The sequence below is a fragment of the Bifidobacterium sp. LH_416 genome (assembly GCF_056357055.1).
This window is the reverse complement of record NZ_JBKEVJ010000001.1, coordinates 217,025-230,038: the sequence shown is the minus strand read 5'-3', so window position 1 is coordinate 230,038 and position 13,014 is coordinate 217,025. Positions and strand designations below refer to the sequence as shown.

13 protein-coding genes and 1 tRNA gene are annotated in these 13,014 nt (G+C 54.1%); 9 read left to right on the top strand and 5 right to left on the bottom strand.

The window, feature by feature from the left end; all coding sequences use genetic code 11:
* Positions 1–41 precede the first annotated feature (41 nt).
* The 3 genes from AC1AY0_RS01145 to AC1AY0_RS01135 are packed head-to-tail and all read left to right on the top strand — an operon-like array spanning position 42 to position 2,188.
* Positions 42–593, top strand: a complete 552-nt coding sequence (locus AC1AY0_RS01145; RefSeq protein ID WP_476523494.1) for an FtsB family cell division protein — start codon at positions 42–44, stop codon at positions 591–593.
* Entirely contained in the window at positions 590–1,153 is a 564-nt protein-coding gene (locus AC1AY0_RS01140; RefSeq protein ID WP_476523495.1) for a DUF501 domain-containing protein, read from the top strand. Before AC1AY0_RS01145 ends, AC1AY0_RS01140 begins: the two co-directional genes overlap by 4 nt.
* 33 nt (positions 1,154–1,186) lie before the next feature.
* Entirely contained in the window at positions 1,187–2,188 is a 1,002-nt protein-coding gene (locus AC1AY0_RS01135) for a Ppx/GppA phosphatase family protein (protein WP_476523497.1), read from the top strand.
* Positions 2,189–2,197: 9 nt separating this feature from the next.
* On the opposite strand, the gene AC1AY0_RS01130 is transcribed toward AC1AY0_RS01135, so the two are convergent.
* Positions 2,198–2,276, bottom strand: a tRNA-Leu gene (locus AC1AY0_RS01130).
* A gap of 281 nt (positions 2,277–2,557) precedes the next feature.
* Here AC1AY0_RS01130 and AC1AY0_RS01125 point away from each other — a divergent pair.
* The 4 genes from AC1AY0_RS01125 to AC1AY0_RS01110 all read left to right on the top strand — a co-directional run bounded on the left by AC1AY0_RS01125 (position 2,558) and on the right by AC1AY0_RS01110 (position 5,790).
* Positions 2,558–3,154: a cadmium transporter gene (locus tag AC1AY0_RS01125; RefSeq protein WP_476523499.1), complete on the top strand. Its 597-nt coding sequence runs from the start codon at positions 2,558–2,560 to the stop codon at positions 3,152–3,154.
* Between the two features lie 26 nt (positions 3,155–3,180).
* Positions 3,181–4,641 (top strand): L-serine ammonia-lyase, encoded by a 1,461-nt coding sequence (locus AC1AY0_RS01120; RefSeq protein ID WP_476523501.1) that lies wholly within the window; start codon positions 3,181–3,183, stop codon positions 4,639–4,641.
* A gap of 95 nt (positions 4,642–4,736) precedes the next feature.
* Entirely contained in the window at positions 4,737–5,144 is a 408-nt protein-coding gene (locus tag AC1AY0_RS01115) for an FKBP-type peptidyl-prolyl cis-trans isomerase (protein ID WP_476523503.1), read from the top strand.
* A 166-nt stretch (positions 5,145–5,310) separates the two neighbouring features.
* Positions 5,311–5,790: a GreA/GreB family elongation factor gene (locus AC1AY0_RS01110; protein ID WP_476523505.1), complete on the top strand. Its 480-nt coding sequence runs from the start codon at positions 5,311–5,313 to the stop codon at positions 5,788–5,790.
* 208 nt (positions 5,791–5,998) lie between these two features.
* Here the strand turns inward: AC1AY0_RS01110 and trhA are convergent, their stop codons facing one another.
* Complete coding sequence (gene trhA, locus AC1AY0_RS01105; protein WP_476523506.1) at positions 5,999–6,913, bottom strand: PAQR family membrane homeostasis protein TrhA; 915 nt, start codon at positions 6,911–6,913, stop codon at positions 5,999–6,001.
* A gap of 164 nt (positions 6,914–7,077) precedes the next feature.
* On the opposite strand from trhA, the gene AC1AY0_RS01100 reads away from it, so the two are divergent.
* The gene (locus tag AC1AY0_RS01100; protein ID WP_476523507.1) at positions 7,078–8,565 is read left to right on the top strand and encodes a sensor histidine kinase; all 1,488 of its coding nucleotides are present in this window, start codon (positions 7,078–7,080) and stop codon (positions 8,563–8,565) included.
* 113 nt (positions 8,566–8,678) lie between these two features.
* On the opposite strand, the gene AC1AY0_RS01095 is transcribed toward AC1AY0_RS01100, so the two are convergent.
* From AC1AY0_RS01095 to AC1AY0_RS01085, 3 genes are all read right to left on the bottom strand, one after another.
* Positions 8,679–8,957 (bottom strand): WhiB family transcriptional regulator, encoded by a 279-nt coding sequence (locus AC1AY0_RS01095; protein ID WP_003835265.1) that lies wholly within the window; start codon positions 8,955–8,957, stop codon positions 8,679–8,681.
* 115 nt (positions 8,958–9,072) lie between these two features.
* Complete coding sequence (locus AC1AY0_RS01090; protein ID WP_476523508.1) at positions 9,073–10,908, bottom strand: FtsK/SpoIIIE domain-containing protein; 1,836 nt, start codon at positions 10,906–10,908, stop codon at positions 9,073–9,075.
* A gap of 90 nt (positions 10,909–10,998) precedes the next feature.
* The gene (locus tag AC1AY0_RS01085; RefSeq protein ID WP_476523510.1) at positions 10,999–12,390 is read right to left on the bottom strand and encodes an LCP family protein; all 1,392 of its coding nucleotides are present in this window, start codon (positions 12,388–12,390) and stop codon (positions 10,999–11,001) included.
* Positions 12,391–12,672: 282 nt separating this feature from the next.
* Here AC1AY0_RS01085 and AC1AY0_RS01080 point away from each other — a divergent pair, with 282 nt between their 5' ends.
* Positions 12,673–12,972 carry a WhiB family transcriptional regulator gene (locus tag AC1AY0_RS01080; protein ID WP_033890464.1) on the top strand — a complete coding sequence of 100 codons (300 nt, stop codon included), beginning with the start codon at positions 12,673–12,675 and terminating at the stop codon, positions 12,970–12,972.
* Positions 12,973–13,014 lie beyond the last annotated feature (42 nt).

The following is a 13,014-nucleotide window of genomic DNA, read 5'->3' as shown; positions in this document are numbered from 1 at the left end:
TCCATTCGTCAAGTCGAATGGAGCGGGTATTTTCATGAAACATGAGCAAGTCGTCCCGCACTGAATCAAACAGTAAGAACAAATCCAAACGGAAGAGTGCCGCGGGGCCTATCGCGTTCTTCCTATCGCTATTCATCGTGGCATTGGGCACTATCCAGTTGGTGTCGACCTTCCACACGTATGCGCTGAATCTCGCTGAGCTCAATGGGCTCAAACGTGAAGAGGCATCACTTGTGGCGAAAAAGCAGGAGCTTGAGAACAATATCAAACGGTGGAATGACAAAGCGTATGTCACGGCACAGGCTCGCGAACGTCTTGGATTTGTGTTTCCAGATGAGCAGGCGGTGCAGGTGCTTCATCCCGAAGCGGTGACAGGTACTGATACGCAGGAGGAAGATTCCTCTACGAGTCAAAGCACCAGCAAAAAGGTACTGCCGTGGTATAGCGAACTTGCTTACTCTTTCAAAAAAGCTGACGAGCCGATTGATGATAGTTCACAATCGAAAACAGATTCTTCGGATTCGTCTCAAAACAGCAGCGATAGTACGCAAAGCAACGATCAGAACAGCACAGGGGAGGGAACCCAACAGTGACCAACGACATCAACGCTAAGGCCAAGTCCCTAGTTGACGCCGTATTGGCGCAGCCGGCCACCGAGCAAGATATTGAGCTGGTGCAGCAGCAGCTCGGCCGTTACCCGCGAGGCATGGTCGCGGTTGGAGCGCGTTGCGTGTGCGGGCGTCCTCTTGCGGTAATTACTCGTCCGGTGCTGCCGGGAGGTATTCCATTCCCGACCACCTGCTACCTCACTGGTCCGGAGGCCGTTAAAGCCGCATCCCATGTGGAAGCTGCTGGCGTGATGCAGCAGTACAACGAGATGCTTGCCGAAGACGAAGACTTGAAGGCTGCGTATGCTCAGGCGCACGAACTGTACTTGGCGTTCCGCCATGAACTCGCCGTGCGCGTGGGAGACAGTGAAGAACATATTGAAGGCACCTCAGCTGGCGGCATGCCTGTACGCGTCAAGTGTCTGCATGCGCTGCTCGCTCAGACACTGGTAATGGGCTCGGGCGCCAATCCAATCGGTGATATGGTGCTTGAACGCGTCAAAGACGAATTCGATCCAGCCGTCTGCCGCTGCACTGTTCTGTAACCAGTGTCTAATGCACAATACGAGGAGAAGACCATGAGTAAGGAATCCGTAACCGTAGCGGGCATTGACTGCGGTACCAACTCAATTCGATTGAAGGTCGCACGCGTTGATGCCAATGGCATGCACGAAGTAGTACCACGTATTCTGCGTGTGATTCGACTCGGCCAGGATGTGGATAAAACCCATCGCTTTGCCGATGAGGCACTGGAACGCGCTTACGTGGCTGCACGCGAATTCGCTGACGTGCTCGCCGAACATCCGGTAGACGGATTGCGTTTTGTGGCAACTTCCGCCACCCGCGATGCCGAAAACCGCGAGGAATTTGAAGACGGTATCGAACAGATTCTCGGTGTGCGACCGGAAGTGATTCCCGGCACTGAAGAAGCCGATTTAAGCTTCCTTGGCGCAACTTCGGTAGTGAACCGTGACGATTTGGAAGCCCCGTATTTGGTGGTTGATTTGGGTGGAGGCTCCACTGAGTTGGTTATCGGTGGTGATGGCGTCACCGCTCCTAAAACTCAGGTGCAAGGTGCGTTTTCGATGAATATCGGTTCGGTGCGTATGACCGAACGTCATTTGAAGAACGATCCGCCTACTGATGAAGAAATCGCTCAGGCCATCGCTGATATCGATGCACATATCGATGAGGCATTCCAGCATGTGGATGCCGGCAAGGCTCGTACCATCATCGGCGTATCCGGTACGGTGACCACGATGACTGCATTGGCCATCGGTTTGAAGGAATACGATCACACTGTAGTTGACGGCTATCGTCTGCCTATCGAACAGGCCTATGCCGTGGATGATAAGTTCCTCAGGATGACTCGTGCCGAACGCCGTGAATACAAGACCATTCATCCAGGCCGTATCGACGTGGTCGGTGGCGGTGCCGTGGTGTGGAACCGCGTACTGGCCAAGGTGAGTGAAGCCGCCGAACAGGATCACGGCAAGGCGATTGATTCCTATGTAGCCAGCGAACATGGCCTCCTGGACGGCATCGTCCTCGACTACGGTCGTCGTCTGCTTGCTGCATAGCGAATAAGGTGCCTCCGATGGGACTCGAACCCACAAGCCGAAGCGATCGATTTTAAGTCGACTGCGTATACCATTTCGCCACGGAGGCGTTGGTCAACTAAACCAACCGTACTATTGTACGACACCCTAAGACGATATAGCTTGCGGGTTGCTGTGCTTCGCACAGCCGTCGTGGCATAGCCGCTCCCTTCGCCTACGGACAGCCCACAGGGCTGTCCGCTTAACGGCTCAGCCCGCTGGAGGCACCTGCATCAAAAAAGCAGTATCGGCCATAAGCCGATTCCATGAACTGATTCCCTTTTTCGAAACATTCCCTCGTTAGTCTGTGTGACGTTGTTCTAGACGTTTGACGAAACGAGGGAAATTCATATGGCTTCACGCTGGACTGCAGTTGATCGAGTCGAACAGGGCGCGTTGCCTACCATGCTTGCTCAGGCGGTGATTGCAGGTACTGCGCTCACCGTAGGAGCCATCGCCTGCTCGGGCTTCTATCTGAACATGATTGCCGATCCCGAAACCAATGCGCCGGTTATTGCTTTGGTACCGTGGATGGCGGTAACAGTACTGGTGGCGGTTGTGTTCACCTATGTTGTCGGTTTTGCACTGCTCTGGTGTGCGGAATCATTCACTATCCATTTGAAGGACACTTTCAAGCCGTGGGGCTATGCCGTGGTGGGACTTATCGGCTATGCCATCTGGGGCATGTTCGTTATGGGTTCCACCATGAATTCGATTGATCAGTCCATTAATGGCGTGGTGCTGCCGAACTCCGACATTATGGCGCTTACCGCGAACTATGCGGTCTTTGGATTCATCGCATTCCTGCTCGCACAGGCTTACGGCACCAAGCTCGCCACCAAGAAAACAGTCGCTTTCGTACTGCTTGCCATACAAGTAGTACTGGCAATCTTGGGTATTGTGGTGATGGTAATGATGTTCGGACAGATTTCCGCTGCGGCAAACTAACAATTATCAGCGAGGAGGGAGCAATCATGTTCAGTGTTCTTGACATGTTCACCATTGGAGTAGGGCCTTCCTCCTCGCATACCGTGGGGCCAATGGCTGCGGCTCACGAATTCGCTGCATCATTGCAACAAGACGCGATGATTGCCCGCACCGAACGCGTTAAGGTAACGCTCTACGGATCCCTTGCCCTAACTGGTATGGGTCACGGTACCGATCGTGCCGTTATGGCAGGTTTGGAAGGCAATATGCCCGCCAACGTCGATACCGAACACATGCTTCACATCCGTGAAACTTGCGCTCTTGATGACACGCTGAATTTGGCTGGAATCAAACGCATTCATTTCGATTACTCGCGCGATGTGGTTTTCGAGCTTTGGAAACGCATGGCCGCACATCCCAATGGCATGCGCTTCCAAGCGTTTGACCAAGCCGGCTCCTTGGTGTTGGAACAGGTCTGGTACTCCATCGGTGGCGGGTTCATTCGACAAGGCAATTCCGATGATCTGATGATCGGCATTCATGACAGGCCTCCTGCAGGCACCTCATTCGCTGACGAAGACGAATCAGACTCTACGGATTTTGGTCCGGAAACCCCATATCCTTTCTCCTCATGTGCCGAGCTCGTGTCACTCTGCCGTGAACACCACATGAGTATTGCTGAACTCGTGTGGGCGAATGAAACCGCTATCCGTTCGGGAGTTCAGGTACGCAGCGATATTGATCGCGTTTGGCATGTGATGCGCGAATGCGTTACCAATGGCTGCACATCGACTGAAACCACGCTCCCCGGTGGACTTGATGTTCCTAGGCGAGCTCCGCAAATGTACCAGCGTCTTTCCTCCAACTCCGATTTGCTGCGCCGAGACCGCCGCCGTAAAGACGCCGTACTGGAATCCTCCGATGCAGCATGGGTGGATTTGTTCGCGCTCGCAGTATCTGAGGAAAACGCTGGGGGAGGGCGTATCGTTACTGCTCCTACCAATGGTTCAGCGGGCATTATTCCTGCGGTATTGCATTACTATTGGCATTTTGTTGATGATGCGAATGAGCAAGGTGTGGTGACATTCCTGCTGACAGCCGGTGCGATTGGCTACTTGTTTAAGCGCAATGCTTCGATTTCCGGTGCCGAGGTCGGCTGCCAGGGTGAGGTTGGCTCGGCCTGTTCGATGGCTGCTGCTGGGCTTGCTGCAGTGATGGGTGGCACTCCGGAACAGGTGGAGAATGCTGCTGAAATCGGTATTGAACATAATCTGGGATTGACCTGTGATCCGGTAGGCGGATTGGTGCAGATTCCTTGTATTGAACGCAATGCGATGGCAGCCAATACTGCTATCAACGCTGTGCGTATGGCTATGCTCGGCGATGGCTCGCATATTGTGACTCTTGATCAGGCCATCGCCACGATGAAACAAACCGGCGAAGACATGATGGCCAAATATAAGGAAACCTCCAAAGGCGGTCTCGCCGTCAACGTAGTCGAATGCTAGCCTGTCCTATTTCCGTATCGCACTGGGAAGAACGACTTCCGCCGATACGCTAATGGTGATAATGTAGGGCGCATTGTGTCTGACAAGGAGGACGTATGGCAGAACAGATGCCTAAGGTGAACGCCGAATTCGGCACCACGCCCGTTATCGAGTTCCCGACCGACGAGGCTCCCAAGGGTCTTAAGTCTGTTGAACTGACCGAAGGCGATGGCCCGATGGTTCGTCGTGGCGACACCGTGACCGTGAACTATCACGGTGTGGTGTGGGGCAAGGATACCCCGTTCGATTCCAGCTTTGACCGTCACCAGCCGGCCAGCTTCGGCATTGGTGTGGGCCAGGTCATCAAGGGTTGGGATCAGACCGTTCCGGGCCACAACGTGGGCTCCCGTCTGGTTGTTTCCATCCCGCCGGAGTACGGCTACGGTTCTCGTGGCGTTCCGCAGGCCGGTATCGGCGGCGGTGACACTCTGGTATTCGTTATCGACATCATTTCCACTCGCTGACCCGTTCAGCGCAACGGAACGCCGGTGTCATAGCCGGCGTTTTTTGCTATAGACCCTGTGGGTCCCCTTGTCAGGGGAGCTGTCTGCGAAGCAGACTGAGGGGTAATCTAAGCAGATATTTTTCAGCACTAGCAGTACAAATATCACGTAAGTTCAGGAGGACAACATGGCTGAAGATAAGGTCTACCTGCTGACGCAGGAAGCATACAACAAGATGAAGGAAGAGCTCGCCTACCGCGAGGGCGAGCTGCGCGAAGAAATCGCGCACAAGATTGCCGTGGCACGTGCTGAGGGTGATCTTTCCGAGAACGGTGGCTACCAGGCTGCTCGTGAAGCTCAGAGCAAGAATGAGGGCCGTATCACCGAGCTCACCGTTAAGCTGCGTGATTCCAAGATTATTGAGAACGCTCCGGAAGGTACCGTTGGCAATGGTTCCGTAGTGACCATCGAGCTCAATGGCAACGAGATGACCTACGTGCTCGGCAGCCGCGACATTGTGGCCGGCACTGATTACGACATCATGACCCCGGATTCCCCGATTGGCAAGGCCATCGAAGGCGCCAAGGTGGGCGATACGGTGACCTACACCGCTCCGAACGGTCGCGAACTGTCCGTGGTCGTTAAGGCTTCCAAGCCTCTCGCCTGAGATACAGGCTCTATTCAAGTCCTCTTTTTCTGAAGAAAAAGAGGACTTTTTTATACATGTTTCTATTGGATTGGTGCACGGCAGAGGTGTTTAGAAGTAGCTGGTTTGTGGGGTATGTGTTGCTCGACCGTAAGGACTTGGCCTCAGTGGCCCGGAGCGTGTCGAGCAACACATACCCCATAAACCAGCGGCAACGGGGTTAACGAATTCAGCTCCACAACGCCACGATAACCATATAAATGGCCACCATATGGCAGGCATATCCGGCGACGGTGCCGCAGTGGAAAATCTCATGGAATCCGAAGATACGTGGCCATGGGTCAGGCTTACGCAGTGCGTACACAATCGCGCCCAGAATGTAGCAGGCACCGCCAGCGCAGAGAAGAATAACCACTGCTGGCCCAGCGTATGGAGATGTCCAGAAGAGCATCATGAAGGCTAGGCCGTAGATGCCGAAGATAATGTACACCACTGTGTACAGCCAACGTGGCGCGTTAATCCAAATGACGTGAATGATAAGTGCCACAAGCGTGCACACCCACATCGAAATAATGATGAAGTTACGCCAGAACGGTTGGAGTGCGAAAGAAACCGGCGTGTAGGTGCCTGCGATGAGCAGGAAGATGTTCACATGGTCGATGCGGCGTAGCACGTCGGTAACCCGTGGGCTCCAGTCGCCCAAGTGATAGCAGGCGGAGTTCGTGAACAGAATCAAGGACGCGGTCATGAACACCGCACATGCCCATTTGAGGCCTGCGCCTTGCGCCAGGCAAATCAGCACAATACCTGCAGCGAGCGATAGGGGAGCGGCAACGGCGTGAATCCAACCGCGCATGGCGGGCTTTGGTCGGCCGTGCACGTCGAGACGGATTTTGCGCTCTACTTCGGCCGGGGCGATGCCTTCGATTTTCAGCGCGCGATTTTCCGCTTGGGCAAGCTTCTTACGTGCCTTCTCCTCGGCTTTGGCTCGAATAGCTTCGGCTTTGAATTGTGCTTTGGCTCGCACTGCGTCTGCTTTGGCTTGCAAAGCCTGCTCTCGTGCTTTGACTGCGATGGCTCGTTTCTGTGCGATTTCAGGATCTAATGTGTGCCCTCTAGCGGCGTGATTCTGTTCCTCTGCCATGTGTGCCCCCATCTGTAAAGCAGGCCGAACATTTTCTTACGTTACCGTAACCTACGTTAACGTAAGTTTCTTGGTTGTCAATAGTAATCCATCATTTCCCTTCACATTATGACACTGAGAAGAATGACGGTTCCAGAGGAAAAGCATTGCGTATGATGTAAGGCATGGCTGATTTTTCACATATTCTTGCGACCCGCCCGGATTTCGATGACGACGACCGTGAATGGCTGCATCATTTGGTGGCCGATTGGCAGGTAGTAGCTGACCTAAGTTTCGCTGATTTGCTATTGCTGGTGCAGAATGGCGATGGCAAATATGTGGTGGCCGAGCAGTGCCGTCCTTCAACCGTGATGACGCTGCGCGGCGAGGATGTCGTAGGCGATGTTATGCCTGACGATATGACCGGCGAACTGGATGCCGCCATGCAATCCAGCGTGGTATTCCGCTCTACTGTGCTGCGTTCCGTAGGCAAGGCCACGGTATGCAATGTGTACGCTCCAGTGCGGCACAATGGCAAGACGCTTGGCTTGGTGGTGCGTGAAACCAATATGGCCACGCGGGAGTCCAACGGCCGCTATGAATCGGAAAGCATCAACGCTGGCAAGCAACTCTATGAGATGATTCCACGCGGACAGTTCCCGTATCAGGATTCCGTGATGAGCCAGCGCCATATTGCGCGCGTAGCCGATGGATTCATCATCCTGACCATTGATGGTGTTGTGCGCTATGCCTCGCCTAACGCTATTAGCTGCTTCAGGCGTCTCGGCTTGCTCAGCACTATGCCTGGCCAGTATCTGAGCGAATTAGGCACCCAGTTGCTGCGGGAAAACGATCCGGTTCCTGAAACACTGCCACTGGTTTTGTCTGGCAAGGCCGCCGTCGATTCCGAAATCAGCGCGAATCGTTCTGCCGTATCCATGCGTTCGCTGCCGTTGTATGACAATAATGGCCGCGTTGGAGCCATTATTCTCTGCCGCGATGTAACCGAGCTGCGTCGACGTGAAAAGGAATTGCAGACCAAGAACGCTACGATTTCCGAGATTCACCATCGCGTGAAGAACAATCTGCAAGCTGTTTCTGCACTGCTGAGGCTTCAGGCACGTAAGACCAAGTCCGAAGAGGTTAAGAAGGAGCTTCAAGAGGCACAGCGCCGTGTGCAGACTATTGCCATGGTGCATGAGGGATTGAGCCAAACCGCTGATGAGATTGTGGACTTCGATAAGGTGATTTCCAACTTGCTGCGCATGGCAGTGGATTTGGCCACGATGAAAGATCAGCAGATTGGCATTAGCTTCATGGGCAAGTTTGGCATGATGCCGGCACAAGATGCCACGCCGCTTTCTCTGGTGCTTACTGAGCTCATCACCAACTCTGTGGAACATGGATTCGAGGGCCGTAAGGAAGGCAATATTACGATTTCCGTAGGCCGTTCTGGATCCAACCTCAATGTGGTTGTTGAAGATGATGGCACCGGCCTCGGCTCCGAAGAGCAGGGAGGCATGGCACGATCCTCTGGCTCCGGCTTGGGTACGCAGATTATCAATACGTTCGTGACGAACGACTTCGGCGGTTCCGTGCACTGGGAGCCTCGTCGCGAGGGAGGCACCCGTGTGGTGCTTGATATGAAGCTTCGCGCCGCCCAAGACGAATAGTCCCTCTGGCTCCCCTCTCTGAGGGGAGCCAAGACCATAACAAGTACCCGTAACGCAAGGAACCCTCCCAAATGGGAGGGTTCCTTTGTATAAGCGATAGATATTCGCGGATATCAGATCTGCATCTGCATGGCCTGCGAGCGGCGAGCACGCATGGCGCGGCGCTTCAGCGCACGACGCTCATCTTCGCTCAAGCCACCCCAGACACCGTAATCCTGGTTGGTGTCCAACGCGCACTTCAGGCAAGCGTCAATCACCTTGCAGGTACGGCACACGGCCTTGGCTTCCTCGATCTGCTGGTATGCGGCACCGGTGTTGCCCACCGGGAAGAACAGTTCCGGATCCTTATCGCGACATGCGGCCTTGGCTCGCCAATCAAAAGCGCTGCTCATTGCTTGCCTCCCTTAAAAGCCACGTGGCTGATTGTCATTCCTTGATTTCCTACACTAGGAAACCACGAACTGTGTCCATTTTCAAGAGGTTTCACTGAGAAAATATTAAGTATTTTTATGAGGCGCATTGCACGAGTTGCGCGGATGCGCCAGTAATCAGCACCGCGCGGCCTGGAGTATCGAAGTCGGTACGGCTGAGTGAGGCCAGTAATACGGCAGGAATACCGGTCATCAAGTCGGTAGTTTTTTCGCCGCTCGGAAACACGATTCTCGTGGCGCAGTGTTCGGGAATTCGTATATGGCGTAACGATGAGGCCGTGAACACCACGCTGACGGACGGGCTTGCCAAAGCCTGCTTGAAGCGTGTCGCAAGTTCATCAGTAAGGAACGGGTCGAAAAGCCCATCGGCATCATCGACCAGCCATATTAATCGGGGAGGCTGCGGCGCAGCTCCATTGCAAGGAAGCTCACACGATGAATGATGAATCGTGTGCGTTCGCCAAATGCCATGTATCAGCCTGCTGACGCGAACAGTCAACCCCGCGGTATGGTGAATCTGCTCTGCAAGCGTCTCTACAACTGTGCTTTTTCCGCGGCCATGCCCACCAATAATCCCTATATTGCCGGTGATCAAGTCCACAGTGGCTTCAGCCAAGGTAATGCCGTCATCGCTGATACCGAACCATACATGGCGAGGATTACTGCGCTGCTCGCCAGTTTGAGCGCGAACCGCAACGGGTAGGGGAGAGGAGAACAACTGGCATGCTGGCCGTAGATTCATGAATCGTGCGGCTGTACTGATATTGCGACTGATGGTTTCGATATCGGCAGTATTTGCGCATCGCAATGCAGTCACTTGTTCAGCATCATTGCAATATGCTGCTCCTGGCATCGCTGGGCTAATACGGGCGGCTCTGCCATCGCCCAGCAGTTCAACCGATTGCAGCTCATCGCGGACACGAAGGCAGATATTCGTCGTCATATTGGCTTTCATATCAGTGCCGACCTGCCCCATCGGGTTTTGCGTACACGCGATAAGGTGCATGCCTAACGACCTGCCAAGAGAGGCGATACGCACCAGACGATTGATATAGTCCGGCAACTGATCTTTCAACGCATGGAATTCATCAATCACCACGAATAATCGAGCTGGCGGATTTGGCAGCTCCTCAATATGCGATGTGCGATGTTCGGCGGTGAGCCGCTCTCGGCGTGTGAGTTCGGATTCCAGCGCTCGCAATGCTCGAGCGGCATGAGCAAGATCCAGATCGCATACGCTGCCTACGCAATGCGGCAATTGTTCAAGTTTGCGGAATGCGGAGCCTCCCTTGAAATCCAGAAACACGAAATTGAGCCGATCTGGCCCATTGCGTGCGGCAAGGGCTAAACACCAGCTTTGCAATAAGACGGACTTGCCGGACCCTGTAGTTCCTGCCACAAGAGCGTGCGGACCGTGTTTCTGAAGATTCATGAGGTAAGGGCCGAGCACAGACATGCCGATGGGCGCATCCCATTGCGCGTCATCCAGCCAATACCTCACTATGGTTCTCCACGGCAGGGAATCGAGGTCGAGCAACGTTTCCAGCGCAACAGTGTCTATGGCGGCAAAATCTGATGAATCTGATGTGCTCCGACCATCCGCAGCACGCAAAGACGCGGCATGAGTCTGGGGCATGTTCCAGTTGGGGCCGGCAGCTGAAGGATTCTGATCCATAGTGGAATGAGATCCTGGTATGGAGACCAGTATCGACGCGAAGCAGCCGAATGCTCCGGGCATAATCATCAACGCATACAGCCATTGGCCTTGCGTCAGCATAATAACAATCATCGTGATTTGCGCGAACAATGGTGCTGCTATTGCCAACAGCATGAGGCGAGAACGCCACTGCTGCGAAATGCCTCTGTGCGTATGCCGTGATGAACGTTGTTGCTGCGTCATTGCCTTGGTCATACCTCTAGCGTGAAGGCAGCCAGGGCAATTGCGCAAGCTGAAACGGGGTATGTGGTTCTAGCTTACTGAGTTATCCACATAGAAAGGCGATCAGCCTTCGGCAAGAGTGCCCACAGTTCCAGCCGCGTGGGTGCCATTTGCCAGCTGAGAGAAGAGCTCGGTGTTCTTCTCATCGTTCAGCAGCACGGATGAGCCAACTCCATCCACGTAATAATCCGGGTCGGTCCAGTACACGCTGCCGGAAATACCATTGGAACTAGTCGCATCCTTGAATGCGAGAGCCATCTGAATAAGGCTCATGGTGGAGGCGTCTTCATCCACGGTCAAAGCACCCAGTCCGGCTTTAGCTACAGCCATAACCTTCGAAGGGTTCGTCAGCGTTTCCGTACTGGAAGCCTTCTGAATCACAGCGGCGATTACCTGACGCTGGCGTGCGTTACGCCCAAAATCACCGTTCGCATCGGAATAGCGCATACGAGAGAAGGCCAATGCAACGCCACCATCCGCAGTATGGCAACCGGCCTGCCATGTCAAACCGGAGTAAGGATCTTGAACATCCTCGTCATAGCAGAGTTGAACACCGCCAAGCGCGTCCACCACCTGTTCCAAGCCGCCAAACTTGATTTGAGCGACATGGTCGATTTTCTGCCCGGTGATGTCTTCGATCTGCTGAACCAGTGCCTTCCTGCCAATGGCCTGAGCTACGGCGTTGATTTTCATGTACTGGCCATCCACTTCCATCAGTGAATCGCGCGGAATGGAGATCAGTGAACTTGGGCCGCTCTTAGGCTTGGTGAGCACCAGAATCGTATCCGTGCGGAATCCGGTGATATCGCTGGAAGGATCATCTCGTTCATCGGAGCCAAGAATCAGCCATGTGGATGCCGGAGTGTCAGCAGTGCTGGTCAGCCAGTCGGTTTTATTCAACTGTCCATTCACCCAGTTCCACGCACCGAAGACACTGATTGCCAGCAGTGCAACCAGTAGCGCAACGGTGCCAAGAATAATGTGCCGAGCCTTATGCGTTTTCGGCAAACGTGTAGCAGCCGCAACTCCAGCGCCACGGGTAAAAGCCGCATTTGATGGTCTCATGGTCGGTGACATGCTGCTGGACGCAGCAGGGCGGTTCGCATTGCGCGATGATCCGGCGGAGCGCCTAGCGCGCGCAGGCTGAATGCTTTGCGGCGCATTGGTATGACGGGCCGATTCGTTAATCTGCCGGCGAGTATTTGAAGGAGAAAAACTCGGTGCGTTCGAGCGTCCTGATGATGTACGGCGTGATGCTGGCGGAGCAAACGATACTGGAACATCAGGCTGCGCATTGTCGATTGGACGATTCGGCTGATATGACGGTACCGAAGCGGGAGCTGCTGTGCTGGCGGGTCGGGGAACTTGACCGGATGGCCTAGTGCGGCGACCGGCAGGAGGAGTGAAGCTTGGCGGATTGATGTACTGATCCGCTTCACCTGATTCCTGCGTCATGCAAAATCCTCCCGTTGTCGTCACGTGTCTGAATGACACTTTGGCACAGCGTTCGCTTGTGATCGTTGTGGTGCGTTGTTCCTACGCAGGAACGGCACATACGCATGAGCTGCGCATGAGTATCGCCAACTGTTACGCAAACGAATCGACAATAAGCCAGATGCTCTTATAGCACAAATTGCGATAAACAGATGTATTGACACGAGAAGTAATTTGACAAATTCGAAGTAGCATGTGTGTAATTTAGGCGTTATGAAAAAGCTCAAAGGCAAGGAGGGTCGCATGTGGGGTGTGATCGACGACTCCGCCGAAGAGCCATTGAATGAATTATGGGGACTGTTCAAGCCGGACGGTGACGTGTCATGGCAGCACAAAGCATTATGCGCACAAACCGATCCTGAAGCCTTTTTCCCAGAAAAAGGCGGATCCACTCGCGATGCAAAGCGAGTATGCGCCAAATGCGAGGTGCGCGAGCAATGCTTGAAATGGGCCATCGATCACGATGAGCGATTCGGCATATGGGGCGGCATGAGCGAACGCGAACGCCGTCGCTATAAGAAGGAACACCGCGAACAAGCGTAGTACCGGTTGTCAGCAACATAACTGGTGCGACTTTTGCCGGCA

Excerpts from the sequence above, each read along its gene's own strand:
- AC1AY0_RS01135 (WP_476523497.1), top strand. The coding sequence starts at position 1,187 with ATGAGTAAGGAATCCGTAACCGTAGCGGGCATTGACTGCGGTACCAAC.
- trhA (WP_476523506.1), bottom strand. The coding sequence starts at position 6,913 with ATGGCAGAGGAACAGAATCACGCCGCTAGAGGGCACACATTAGATCCT.
- AC1AY0_RS01095 (WP_003835265.1), bottom strand. The coding sequence starts at position 8,957 with ATGAGCAGCGCTTTTGATTGGCGAGCCAAGGCCGCATGTCGCGATAAG.
- AC1AY0_RS01085 (WP_476523510.1), bottom strand. The coding sequence starts at position 12,390 with ATGACGCAGGAATCAGGTGAAGCGGATCAGTACATCAATCCGCCAAGC.
- AC1AY0_RS01110 (WP_476523505.1), top strand. The coding sequence starts at position 5,311 with ATGGCTGAAGATAAGGTCTACCTGCTGACGCAGGAAGCATACAACAAG.
- AC1AY0_RS01100 (WP_476523507.1), top strand. The coding sequence starts at position 7,078 with ATGGCTGATTTTTCACATATTCTTGCGACCCGCCCGGATTTCGATGAC.
- AC1AY0_RS01120 (WP_476523501.1), top strand. The coding sequence starts at position 3,181 with ATGTTCAGTGTTCTTGACATGTTCACCATTGGAGTAGGGCCTTCCTCC.
- AC1AY0_RS01125 (WP_476523499.1), top strand. The coding sequence starts at position 2,558 with ATGGCTTCACGCTGGACTGCAGTTGATCGAGTCGAACAGGGCGCGTTG.
- AC1AY0_RS01090 (WP_476523508.1), bottom strand. The coding sequence starts at position 10,908 with ATGACCAAGGCAATGACGCAGCAACAACGTTCATCACGGCATACGCAC.
- AC1AY0_RS01115 (WP_476523503.1), top strand. The coding sequence starts at position 4,737 with ATGGCAGAACAGATGCCTAAGGTGAACGCCGAATTCGGCACCACGCCC.
- AC1AY0_RS01080 (WP_033890464.1), top strand. The coding sequence starts at position 12,673 with ATGTGGGGTGTGATCGACGACTCCGCCGAAGAGCCATTGAATGAATTA.
- AC1AY0_RS01145 (WP_476523494.1), top strand. The coding sequence starts at position 42 with ATGAGCAAGTCGTCCCGCACTGAATCAAACAGTAAGAACAAATCCAAA.